We start from the raw sequence: 11,623 nt of genomic DNA, 5'->3' as shown, positions 1-11,623 counted from the left end.
GCAATGGGTGAAGAAATTTTAATAATAATCACTATCTCATTAATCATATTTATCTCCCCGTTGCTTTCAAGAGCTTTACGTCTGCCTACGATTACTGTTGAGATTATTTTAGGAGCATTTGCAGCCTATTTTGCTTTTATTGTAGAACACTCTATTTTAGAGCTTGTTGCAGAGCTGGGATTTCTTTATCTGATGTTTTTAGCCGGACTTGAAGTTGATTTAAAAAAGCTTGTAAATATATCGGGAACTCTGCTTAGAAAAGCTATTTTATATAATGTAATACTTTTTACATTGGCAACGGCAATAACTCTATATTTTGATTTAAGTAAAATTTTTATTGTTGTTCTGCCTCTTATTTCCATAGGACTTTTGGCTGCTTTAAAAAAAGAGTATGGAGATGTTCATTGGATACGTCTTTCAATTACGGTCGGATTAATAGGTGAAATCGTATCAATCGTTGCTCTTACTACGGTTTCGGCAGCTTTAGAGTTTGGGCTTAATTTTGAGTTTTATAAAACAATGATTCTATTTTCAATTTTTATAATCTCAATGCTTTTTGTATATAAACTTTTTCATAATCTTATTTGGTGGTATCCTGAGATAAAAGCGTTACTTATGCCCGAAGTTGATAATCAAGAACAGGATATTAGAGTATCTATGACTATATTCTTTTTAATGATTACTGTAATGCTGTATCTTCATTTAGAAGTTGCCTTAGGTGCTTTTATAGCAGGAACTTTTATTACAACGTTTTTTGAAGAACATAATAAACAACTGCCTCATAAATTGGAGCATTTTGGATTTGGATGGTTAGTTCCTATCTTTTTTATTTATGTAGGTTCTTCTTTTGAATTAGATTCAATCTTTCATGACGGTTTGGTTCTTCATGCCGTTTTAATTGCAAGTGCTATGATTTTAATAAGAATCATAGCTTCAACGCTATTTATAAAAGATATGGGATGGAATAGATTTTATATGATAGGACTTTCTCACTCTATGCCTTTAACTTTGTTAATCGCCGTTGCTACCTTGGCATATCATAATCAATCAATTACGCAGTTTTATTATTATGCTTTTATTTTAGCTTCTATTATTGAGGTTTTAGTAGTTATGGTGGCAATTAGATTATTGTCATATTTTGTAAAATTAAATGACAATAATCTATAAGGGTTTATTCATATAGTTTTACAATACTAACTTTTTGGTCATCATATGTAACTTCATAATCATCAGGTGTACTTGCAAGTTCTACAACTACTCTAAAAAATTTATCTTTTTTATGATTCCCTACGGTAACTTTAGGGAAATTTGTAGAATCTAAACTCTGTCTTACTGTATAAAAGTTTTCATTTGCGTTAAAATCAAGAACCATTTTTTTCTCACCGGGAAGAGTTATCTTTTTACTAACTTTATATTTAGAGATAATATCAATTTTGTCATTGTCATATTCAACTTTAACAAAAGGAAGAAGCTCTTTTTCGTTTACTACGTCTAACCTTGGTTTTACATATACAACCTGTTCAACCTCTTTGGGTTGTTTTTTTACAACTTCTTGTGCAATATCTTTTGCTTTTTTCTCAACTTCTTTTTGAGCTTTTTGTATCATTTTTTTTACTTTTTCTTCAGTAACAGCAGGTTTTTTAGGCTTTTTAGGTTCTTCTTTTTGAGGTTTATTCATTTTTTCATACATTTCGTTTACATACTGCTGCTCTTGTTGATACTCTACTGCATAATCCTCTTCAGTTTCATTCATTTCAATTATTCTTGCTTTTTCTTCTTCATAAGCGTTTGTTGCTTCAAAAGGATTTTCTCTTGCAACTGCACTTGTTGTTAAGATAAGTAGTAACGTAAAAAATAGTGTTTTCATTCTTCAGGCTCCAAATTTTTAAGTTCAAAATACTCTTTTTGTAGATAAGCATTATCTTTCTGCAATCTTTTTATTTCATCTTGAAGGTACTCTTTTTTATGTTTTAAAGAGTTGTAAACTTCTAAAGAGTTATCTCCAAAAAGAATATTTGAAACATGGTAACCAAGAAAAATCGTAATAGCAACGGAGAGTATTGCTATTAACGAAAATTTCTTAATCGTATGTTTTTTTTCTTTCATAAATTATTTAGAAAAAGGTTGTTTCCCTAAATATTCAGCATAACCTATTTCTGCACCAATTTCAAGAAGTCTGTTGTATTTTGCGATTCTATCGCTTCTTGCCGTACTTCCTGTTTTTATTTGACCGCAATTTAAAGCAACTGCAAAATCTGCAATAAATGAATCTTCAGATTCACCTGATCTGTGAGACATTACGCAGTTATAGTTATTTCTTTGTGCAAGTCTGATTGTAAGCATTGTTTCACTAACACTTCCTATTTGATTCGGTTTAATTAAAATCGAGTTTGCAATACCTTTTTGGATACCTTGAGCCAAAATATTTGCATTTGTTACATAAAGGTCGTCTCCGACTAATTGGATTTTTGAACCAAGTCTTTCGGTCATGATTTTCCATCCGTCCCAGTCATCTTCGCTTAACCCGTCTTCAATAGAGATAATAGGATATTTGTTACATAACTCTTCATAATAAGAAACCATCTCATCAGCAGTTAAACTTCTTCCTTCACCTTTTAGGGCATAATTACCGTTTTGGTCTACAAGTTCCGATGCTGCAACATCTAGAGCAATACAAATTTGTTCACCTGCTTTATATCCTGCTTTTTCAACTGCTTCTAAAATAACTTGAATAGGTTCCTCATTTGAACCTAGGTTTGGAGCAAATCCACCTTCATCACCTACAGCTGTAGATTCACCCATAGAGTCAATGATTTTTTTAAGATTTTGATAGATTTCGCAAACAGCTCTTAATCCATCATTAAAGTTGTCAAATCCAACGGGCATTACCATATACTCTTGAAAATCAACAGAGTTATTTGCATGCTCTCCACCATTGATAATATTAAACATCGGAACAGGCATTGTCATAGAGTTTGCACCGCCTAGATATCTATATAAAGGAATATCAAGTGAAGCTGCTGCCGCTCGTGCAACTGCCATTGATACACCAAGAACTGCATTTGCTCCAAGATTTGAGTAGTTGTCCGTACCGTCAATATCTTTCATTGTTGCATCAATTTCAGCTTGATTATAAGGACTTAGTCCCAATAACTCGTCTGCAATAGTCGTATTCACATTTTCAACAGCTTTTAAAACACCTTTACCTAAAAATCTATCATCACCGTCCCTTAACTCTAAAGCTTCTCTTTTCCCGGTACTTGCTCCGCTTGGAACTATAGCACTTGCTTTTGTACCATCACTTAAAATAACAGTTGCTCTAACTGTTGGATTACCTCTTGAGTCTAAAACTTCATCCGCATAAATATTATCAATAAATACCATCTCAGGTCTCCTATTTTTGATTAAATCTTATTATTATACATAAAAAAATATTGGTAATTGCTTTTATCAAGAGTTTTTGAAATAATTTGGAAAAATATAAAAAAAGTTTAAGAAAGAGTGTGAAGCAGAAGAGAGAAAGACTCTCTTCTTTGTTACTCTTGGTCAGGTTCAGGTTCACCTTGAATTAATTCGTCATCTATACCCATTGCAACTAATATTTTATGTTCTATCTCTTTTGCAATTTCAGGATTGTCTTTTAAGAATACTTTAGAATTTTCTTTACCTTGACCGATTTTACTGTCACCGTAACTAAACCAAGCACCTGCTTTATCTACAATATCAAGTTTAACTCCGTAATCTATTAATTCTCCTGTTTTAGAGATACCTTCTCCAAACATAATATCAAATTCAGCTTGTTTAAACGGAGGCGCAACTTTGTTTTTTACGACCTTAACTTTTACTCTGTTTCCTATAGAGTTTTCTCCTTGTTTAAGAGTTGCGATTCTTCTAATATCAAGTCTAACAGAAGAGTAAAATTTAAGTGCATTACCTCCCGTAGTTGTTTCAGGACTTCCATAACCTGTCATACCTATTTTCATTCTAATTTGGTTGATGAAAATTACGGTACAGTTCATTTTATTTAAAAGACCTGTTATCTTTCTAAGAGCTTTACTCATAAGTCTTGCTTGCACACCCACTTGTTGATCATCCATATCTCCGTCAATTTCAACTTTAGGAGTTAAAGCTGCAACCGAGTCGATAACAACTAAATCAACGGCACCGCTTCTAATAACGGTTTCCAAAATTTCTAATGCCTGCTCTCCGTAATCAGGTTGAGATACAAGTAAATTATCAATATCAACACCTAGATTTCTTGCATATATAGTATCTAAAGCATGTTCAGCATCAATAAAAGCACAAACACCGCCTGCTTTCTGACACTCTGCAATAGCATGAAGAGTAAGAGTAGTTTTCCCTGAACTTTCAGGTCCGTAGATTTCGATAACTCTTCCTTTTGGCAGACCTCCTACACCTAAAGCCAAATCAAGACCCAAAGATCCTGTTGATATGGATTCTGTAGGAATAACCTCTTTATCTCCAAGTCTGATAAGAGTACCCTTACCGAAAGTTTTATCAATTTGCTTGATCGCTAACTCTAATGATTTTTTTTGATTATCATCCATCTTTTTTCCTAATGTCTTTTTTATTATGTTGGAATTTTAGCTAATTTTTTTTAAAGTAAATAGTTATATTGCAATTTGCAATAGTTTTTTATGAATCTTTATCAGAACCATTCTCTTTATGAATTTTTTCAATATTTTCAATAGTTTTAATATGGGAATTTACCCTTTTCTTCATATTAAACCTTTTAATATGTTTAGCAAGGATTTTAGTATATTTTTTGTAATTTCTGGAATCTTTTTCAAAAGTTGCCAGCTTTTTTTGTATTTTTATAATATTATCCGGAATATTTTCTGCCATCTTTACCTACTAAATATATTTGTTTTAGATTATTACATATATACTCTTAAAATTAAAGTTAAATAAATTATTAGATATTATATTATCTATAAATTTTTTAATTAACTAAGAAGGCATCAAATGTTTGATGGGAAAAATATTTTAATCACTGGCGGAACTGGAAGTTTCGGTAAAAAATATACCAAGATTTTACTAAAAAAGTATAAACCGAAAAAAATTATTATTTACTCAAGGGATGAGCTTAAACAGTATGAAATGGCTCAAGAGTACAATGATAAGTGTATGAGGTATTTTATAGGTGATGTTAGAGACTCTTCAAGATTAAAAAAAGCTATGAAAGATATTGATTATGTAATTCATGCAGCGGCACTTAAGCATGTTCCAATTGCAGAGTATAATCCCATGGAGTGTATTAAAACAAATATTAACGGAGCTCAAAATGTAATTGATGCGGCATTGGAGTGCGGAGTTAGAAAAACAATCGCTTTATCAACAGATAAAGCGGCAAATCCTGTAAATCTCTATGGAGCTACAAAATTAGCTTCTGATAAACTTTTTGTTGCTGCAAATAATTTAGTAGGTGATCAAGATATTGAGTTTTCTGTCGTAAGATACGGAAATGTAATTGGAAGTAGAGGTTCCGTAGTTCCTTATTTTCAAAAGCTGATAAGAAACGGTGTCGAGTCTTTGCCTATTACGGATGAAAAGATGACAAGGTTTTTAATTACTCTTGAACAAGGTGTTAATTTTGTATTAAAAAACTTTGAAAGGATGCAAGGAGGAGAGATTTTTGTTCCTAAAATTCCTTCTATGAAAATTATTGATCTAGCCCATGCTTTGGCTCCAAATCTTTCAAGAGAGATTATCGGTATAAGACCCGGGGAAAAACTTCATGAAATAATGTGCCCTGCGGATGATTCTCATTTAACATTGGAGTTTGAAGACCATTTTGTAATTCAACCCACAATTAGTTTTGCCAGAAAAAGGGATTATAGTTTAAACAATTTGAAAGAAAAAGGTAAAAAAGTTCATCAAGGGTTTGAGTATAATTCCGGAAATAATTCCCAATGGCTTAAAGAAGATGAGCTATTAAAGTTTATTAAGGATATTTAATGGATTTTATTCCTTACGGAAAACAGAATATCAATAAAAAAGATATAAAAGCAGTTATTAAAACTTTAAAATCTGATTTTTTAACAACAGGACCAAAAGTAAAAGAGTTTGAATATAAACTGTGTGAATATACGGGTGCAAAATATTGTGTTGCAGTTTCAAACGGAACAGCCGCACTTCATTTGGCTTCTTTAGCACTTTTAGATAAAAATGATAAAGTTTTAACTACTCCAAACTCTTTTTTGGCAACTTCAAATTCAATACTTTATGCAGGTGCAAAACCGATTTTTGTAGATATCGGTGAAGACGGGAATATAGATTTAGATCTTTGTGAAAAAGAGTTAAAAAAAGATCCTACTATTGAAGCAATATATGCTGTTCACTTTTCAGGTAAGTCTGTAGATCAAAAAAAATTGAAAAAATTAAAAGAGAAATACGATATAAAAATAGTTGAGGATTGTGCACACTCTTTAGGAGCTAGTTTTAAAGGAATCAAAGCAGGTAGCTGTACTTACAGTAATATCTCGACTTTTTCTTTTCATCCTGTTAAACATATAACAACAGGTGAGGGTGGAGCTATTACTACAAATAGTAAAAAACTTTATGAAAAATTATTACTATTAAGAAACCATGGCATGGTAAAAGACTCTTCAATGAAACCTTGGGAATATGAAATGAGAGAGTTAGGTTTTAATTATAGACTTACCGATATTTCTTGTGCTTTGGGCTTAAATCAGATAAAAAGATTAGATAAATTTTTAAAAAAAAGAAGAAAAATCGCAAAAGAGTATGATAAAGCTTTTAAGGAGACAAACACTCTTGTAACTGCTTTATACCCTTTTGATGAAGAATCTTCATATCATCTTTATGTAGTAAAAGTAAAATTTGATAAATTGAAAATTTCTAAAGAAGAGTTTTTTATGAAAATGAGAGAAAAAGGTATAGGTTTGCAAGTACATTATATTCCTATAAATAAACAACCTTTTTATAAAAAATTGGGTTATAGAAAGGAAAATACTCCAAATACGGATAAATATTATAAAGAGGTTTTTTCTATTCCTATGTATCCCGGATTGAAAAACAAAGAACAAAAATATGTTATAAAAAGTTTATTTGAGGTATTAAATGACTAAATGTGTAGCAATAATTCCGGCACGTGGCGGGAGCAAAAGAGTTCCTAGAAAAAATATTAAACTTTTTCATGGGAAACCGCTTATTGCATACTCTATTGAAGCTGCTTTAAGAAGTGAACTCTTTGATAAAATTATCGTAAGTACAGATGATGAAGAGATAGCTAAAACAGCTAAAAAATACGGTGCAGAAGTTCCTTTTTTAAGACCTAAAGAGTTAAGTGATGATTATACGGGAACAGGTCAAGTTATAGAACATGCTTTAAACTTTTTAAAACAAAGAGGAGAATGTTATGAATTTTGTTGTACAATCTATGCAACAGCTCCATTTTTACAAGAAAAATATCTAATAGAAGGTTTTGACCAACTAAAAAACTCAAAAGCAAAACATGCATTTTCTTGTACTTCAATGCCTTTCCCAATCCAAAGAACTTTTAAAATTACACCAAATGGAAGATGTGAGATGTTTTGGCCAGAAAACTTTATGAAAAGAAGTCAAGATTTAGAAGAAGCTTATCAAGATGCTGGTCAGTTTTATTGGACAAATTTAAATATAGAATCAGAAGAGATAACTTTTGGGAAAGACTCTATTCCTATAATTCTTCCAAGATACTTGGTTCACGATATTGATACCCTTGAAGATTGGAAAAGAGCAGAGGTAATATATCAATCTATAAACTAATTTTAAGAAAAGTATAGTATTATTTAGATTATGTTTAAGGAAAAAAAATGAATAATAACTTTCCTATCTTTGTGGCAGAAGTGTCAAGTAATCATTCCCAAGATTTGAATAGAGCCAAAGAGTTTATAAAAGTCTCTTCTTTAATTGGATGTCAAGCAGTGAAATTCCAACTTTTTAAAATTGATAAGTTGTTTTCCCCTGAAATACTGGCTAAAAGTAAGACTCATAGAGATAGAAAGCAGTGGGAACTTCCTGTAGATTTTTTGCCTGAACTCTCTTCTTACACTCATAAATTAAATATGAAGTTTTCTTGCACACCTTTTTATTTAAAAGCTGTAAAAGAGCTTGAACCATATGTTGATTTTTACAAAATTGCTTCTTATGAGTTATTGTGGGATGATTTAATAATAGAGTGTGCAAAAACAAAAAAAGATTTAGTTTTATCAACAGGGATGGCAACACTTGATGAGATTGAACATGCAGTAGAAGTATTTAAGATGCACTCTAATTCAAAATTGACATTACTACATGCAATTTCAGGTTATCCAACGCCTGTGAATGAAGCAAATTTAAAAGCGATAAAAACATTAAGAGATAATTTTAATTTAGATGTTGGATTATCAGATCACAGTGTATCAAAAGATGTTATAACTAGAGCAATTTATAAATGGGATGCTTCAATGATAGAGTTTCATCTTGATTTGGATGAAAATGGTGCTGAATATAAATCAGGACACTGCTGGTTGCCAAATCAAATGAAAGAGACTATTGAAGGTATTAAAAATGGACTTTTAGCTGATGGAACAGGGGGAAAAGTACCAGCTCCAAGTGAAAAAGCTGATAGATTATGGAGGGCTGATCCAAGTGATGGATTAAGACCTTTTAAAGAGGTAAGAGAAGAGTTTTAATGCAAAAAAAAGTTTTAATTCGTTGCGATGCTTCAAAAGATATAGGACTTGGACATATTACAAGGTGTTTAGTCTTGGCCAATCATTTTAGAGATGAAGGCTATAAAGTATTTTTTGCTATAAAAGATTATGGTATTGCAAAAGAAAAACTTATAGAACAAAAATTTGATATCTTACTTGCAAATGAAAAAGAGTTTGACTATTTTAATTGGATAAAAAATATAGTTGAACAAAAAAAAATTAATTTATTTATTGGAGATATTAGAGATGGTTTTCCAATAGATTTAATTACATATATGAAAAATAAAAATATATTAACAATAGCAATTGATGAACCAAGTGAATATGCTAAAGAGTGTGCTTTATGTTTTTATCCTCCCCATGCAAATATTGATGAATCTTTATATAAAGGTAAGGTTTATAAAGGTTTAGAGTATGTTATACTAAGACCTGAATTTTATAAAGAGTTTGAAAAAAAGAAAAACAATATACCAAATATTTTAGTAATGATGGGTGGAACAGATACCTTTAACCTAACTCTTCCAATAATAAAACAAATTGATAAAAATGATAAAAAATTTGAGATAAGTGTGATATTATCAGACAAGCACAAAGATATAAACCAATTAAATAAATTTGTTGAAACATCAAAGCATCAAATTAAAGTTTATAATGAAGTAAAAGATATGTCATCTTTTTTAAATAAGATTGATTTTGCAATAAGTTTATTTGGTAGTGTTGCTTATGAGTATCTAATCAAAAATATTCCTTCAATTTATATTCAACATGAAAAAGAGATTTCTACTACACATAACTATTTTATAAATAACAATTATGCTATTGTAAATGATATGGAAAACATTAATATAGACAAATTATTTATATTGTTTTTTCAGTTAAGGTTTAAGTGTAAAATATTTGAGTTAATAAAAGAGGTGAATAATGGGAATTGAGTGGAAAAAAATAGATAGTGTTAAAAACAATAATCAGGAGTTGGTAGAAGTTAGAAAATGTCCTATTTGTGGAAATAAAACTTACAAATCCTTTTTTAAAATAGAAAATTTTCAATTTTTTTCAGATTCAAATATTAGTAAACAAGTTGATATAAACAATGTCCAATGTGATAACTGTTTAGCTGTATTTATGAATCCATGTTATTCAAAAAAAGGTTTTCCTATATTATTTGAAGAGGCAGGGATGTCTTATGGTTCTTCAGAAGGAAGACCAAATGAACAAGTTACTTGGTTAAAAAATCGTAAGCTATTAAATAAAGAAGTAAGAGTTTTAGATATAGGTTGTGGAAGTGGAAACTTTTTATCATGTTTACCTCTTGATGTGGCAAAAGTGGGTGTAGACATTGATAAAACCTCTATTGATTTAGCAAAAGAAAAATATGAAAACATAGAGTTTATTTGCTCCTCTTTTGAAGATTTAAATTATCAAGAAGATATAGATTTAATCACAATGTATCATGTGTTAGAACATTTATCAAATCCAAAAGAAGTGCTTATAAGATTGAATGATTTATCAAATGAAAATACTAAGTTACTAATAGAAGTGCCAATAATTGAAAATGGATTAACAAATGATATTAATGGATTTTTTAGTGTACAACATTTAACCCATTTTAGTAGAAATAGTTTTAAAAATATTCTGCAATTAAGTGGCTGGGAGATTGTAGAATGGCAAGAACAAAAAGATTATAATGGTTGCAGAGTTTTGGCCCAAAAAGGGCTTAAATTAGATTTTGCCAATATCGAATCAGATAATGAATTAATCAATCTATACAAATATTTGTCTAACTGGTATAAATCTTTAGAAGATGTAGAAAATAAAATCATAAAACTTGAAAAGAAAAGATATGTAATTTGGGGAGCAGGGATGCATTTAGAGTTTTTGTATCAAACAACTTCACTGTTTAAAAGAGATAAAGACTTTATAATCATTGATAGTGATAAAAATAAATATAATAAAACTTGGCGAGGAATTCATATTTACCCTCCTGAATTTTTAGAGGAGTTAGAAAAAAACAGTTCTATCGTTGTATCAAGCTACGGGTCTCAATATAGGATAGAAAAATATATAAAAGATAAAAGAGATGATGTTGAGGTTATAAAACTATATGATTATTTAAAGGTATATTGATGAAAGTTGTAATATTAGCAGGTGGATATGGTACAAGATTATCAGAAGAAACAGGTATAAGACCAAAACCTATGGTAGAGATTGGAGGAAAACCAATTTTATGGCATATTATGAAAACTTATTCCTATTATGGTTTTAATGACTTTGTGATATTGCTTGGGTACAAGGGGTATTATATAAAAGAGTATTTTGCAAATTATTATCTACATCAAAGTGACATAACTTTTAATATGAAAACTGGAGATATGAAGGTGCATAACAATAATTCAGAACCGTGGAATGTCACTTTATTAGATACAGGTATTGATAGTATGACAGGGGCTAGAATAAAAAAAGCTCAAGATTTTATAGGGGATGAACCTTTTATGCTAACTTATGGAGATGGAGTTAGTGATATTAATATTAATGAACTTTTAGCGTTTCATAGGTCCCATGGAAAATCAATCACAATCACATCTGTACAACCTGATGGAAGGTTTGGGGCATTGGATATTGGCGAAGATAACAAGGTACTTAAGTTTCAAGAAAAACCAAAAGGTGATGGCAATTGGATAAATGCAGGATTTTTTGTTTGTGAACCAAAAGTTTTTGATTATATTTCAGAAGATACTAGTATAGTTTTTGAACAAGAACCTTTGATAAATTTAGCTAAAGATGGAGAGATGTTTACTTATAATCATAATGGGTTTTGGAAACCTATGGATACATTAAGAGATAAGTTACAACTTAATAAAATATGGGAAAGTAATAGTGCCCCATGGAAAGTTTGGAGGGATTAA

At 30.4% G+C, this 11,623-nt stretch carries 13 protein-coding genes; 8 read left to right on the top strand and 5 right to left on the bottom strand.

Annotation, left to right across the window (positions count from 1 at the left end; translation table 11 throughout):
• The first annotated feature begins 3 nt into the window (after positions 1 to 3).
• Positions 4 to 1,167 (top strand): cation:proton antiporter, encoded by a 1,164-nt coding sequence (locus AANAER_RS13990; RefSeq protein ID WP_129082432.1) that lies wholly within the window; start codon positions 4 to 6, stop codon positions 1,165 to 1,167.
• A gap of 4 nt (positions 1,168 to 1,171) precedes the next feature.
• On the opposite strand, the gene AANAER_RS13985 is transcribed toward AANAER_RS13990, so the two are convergent.
• From AANAER_RS13985 to AANAER_RS13965, 5 genes are all read right to left on the bottom strand, one after another.
• A complete protein-coding gene (locus tag AANAER_RS13985; protein WP_129082433.1) occupies positions 1,172 to 1,867 on the bottom strand; it encodes an AMIN domain-containing protein in 696 nt (231 codons plus the stop codon).
• Positions 1,864 to 2,106 (bottom strand): FtsB family cell division protein, encoded by a 243-nt coding sequence (locus tag AANAER_RS13980; RefSeq protein WP_129082434.1) that lies wholly within the window; start codon positions 2,104 to 2,106, stop codon positions 1,864 to 1,866. The genes AANAER_RS13985 and AANAER_RS13980 overlap by 4 nt, the downstream gene beginning before the upstream one ends.
• Positions 2,107 to 2,109: 3 nt before the next feature.
• Positions 2,110 to 3,384, bottom strand: coding sequence for a phosphopyruvate hydratase (gene eno, locus AANAER_RS13975; RefSeq protein ID WP_044419388.1), 1,275 nt, complete (start codon positions 3,382 to 3,384; stop codon positions 2,110 to 2,112).
• Between the two features lie 152 nt (positions 3,385 to 3,536).
• Positions 3,537 to 4,568 carry a recombinase RecA gene (recA, locus tag AANAER_RS13970; protein WP_129082435.1) on the bottom strand — a complete coding sequence of 344 codons (1,032 nt, stop codon included), beginning with the start codon at positions 4,566 to 4,568 and terminating at the stop codon, positions 3,537 to 3,539.
• An 88-nt stretch (positions 4,569 to 4,656) separates the two neighbouring features.
• On the bottom strand, positions 4,657 to 4,866 hold the full coding sequence (locus tag AANAER_RS13965) for a hypothetical protein (protein WP_129082436.1): 210 nt from the start codon (positions 4,864 to 4,866) through the stop codon (positions 4,657 to 4,659).
• 120 nt (positions 4,867 to 4,986) lie between these two features.
• Between AANAER_RS13965 and pseB the strand changes: the two genes are divergently transcribed.
• From pseB to rfbF, 7 genes are read left to right on the top strand one after another with little or no spacing between them, the layout of a single operon-like run.
• Positions 4,987 to 5,979, top strand: a complete 993-nt coding sequence (gene pseB, locus AANAER_RS13960; protein WP_129082437.1) for a UDP-N-acetylglucosamine 4,6-dehydratase (inverting) — start codon at positions 4,987 to 4,989, stop codon at positions 5,977 to 5,979.
• On the top strand, positions 5,979 to 7,112 hold the full coding sequence (gene pseC, locus AANAER_RS13955) for a UDP-4-amino-4,6-dideoxy-N-acetyl-beta-L-altrosamine transaminase (protein ID WP_129082438.1): 1,134 nt from the start codon (positions 5,979 to 5,981) through the stop codon (positions 7,110 to 7,112). The genes pseB and pseC overlap by 1 nt, the downstream gene beginning before the upstream one ends.
• Positions 7,105 to 7,791 carry a pseudaminic acid cytidylyltransferase gene (gene pseF, locus AANAER_RS13950; protein WP_129082439.1) on the top strand — a complete coding sequence of 229 codons (687 nt, stop codon included), beginning with the start codon at positions 7,105 to 7,107 and terminating at the stop codon, positions 7,789 to 7,791. The genes pseC and pseF overlap by 8 nt, the downstream gene beginning before the upstream one ends.
• A gap of 47 nt (positions 7,792 to 7,838) precedes the next feature.
• The gene (locus AANAER_RS13945; protein WP_129082440.1) at positions 7,839 to 8,699 is read left to right on the top strand and encodes an N-acetylneuraminate synthase family protein; all 861 of its coding nucleotides are present in this window, start codon (positions 7,839 to 7,841) and stop codon (positions 8,697 to 8,699) included.
• Positions 8,699 to 9,652, top strand: coding sequence for a hypothetical protein (locus AANAER_RS13940; protein WP_129082441.1), 954 nt, complete (start codon positions 8,699 to 8,701; stop codon positions 9,650 to 9,652). Before AANAER_RS13945 ends, AANAER_RS13940 begins: the two co-directional genes overlap by 1 nt.
• Positions 9,642 to 10,844 carry a class I SAM-dependent methyltransferase gene (locus AANAER_RS13935; protein WP_129082442.1) on the top strand — a complete coding sequence of 401 codons (1,203 nt, stop codon included), beginning with the start codon at positions 9,642 to 9,644 and terminating at the stop codon, positions 10,842 to 10,844. The genes AANAER_RS13940 and AANAER_RS13935 overlap by 11 nt, the downstream gene beginning before the upstream one ends.
• Complete coding sequence (rfbF, locus tag AANAER_RS13930) at positions 10,844 to 11,623, top strand: glucose-1-phosphate cytidylyltransferase (protein ID WP_129082443.1); 780 nt, start codon at positions 10,844 to 10,846, stop codon at positions 11,621 to 11,623. The genes AANAER_RS13935 and rfbF overlap by 1 nt, the downstream gene beginning before the upstream one ends.

It is taken from the genome of Halarcobacter anaerophilus (assembly GCF_006459125.1).
Classification (GTDB): domain Bacteria; phylum Campylobacterota; class Campylobacteria; order Campylobacterales; family Arcobacteraceae; genus Halarcobacter; species Halarcobacter anaerophilus.
The sequence above is the reverse complement of the archived record's forward strand: the minus strand, read 5'-3'. Positions and strand labels throughout refer to the sequence as shown.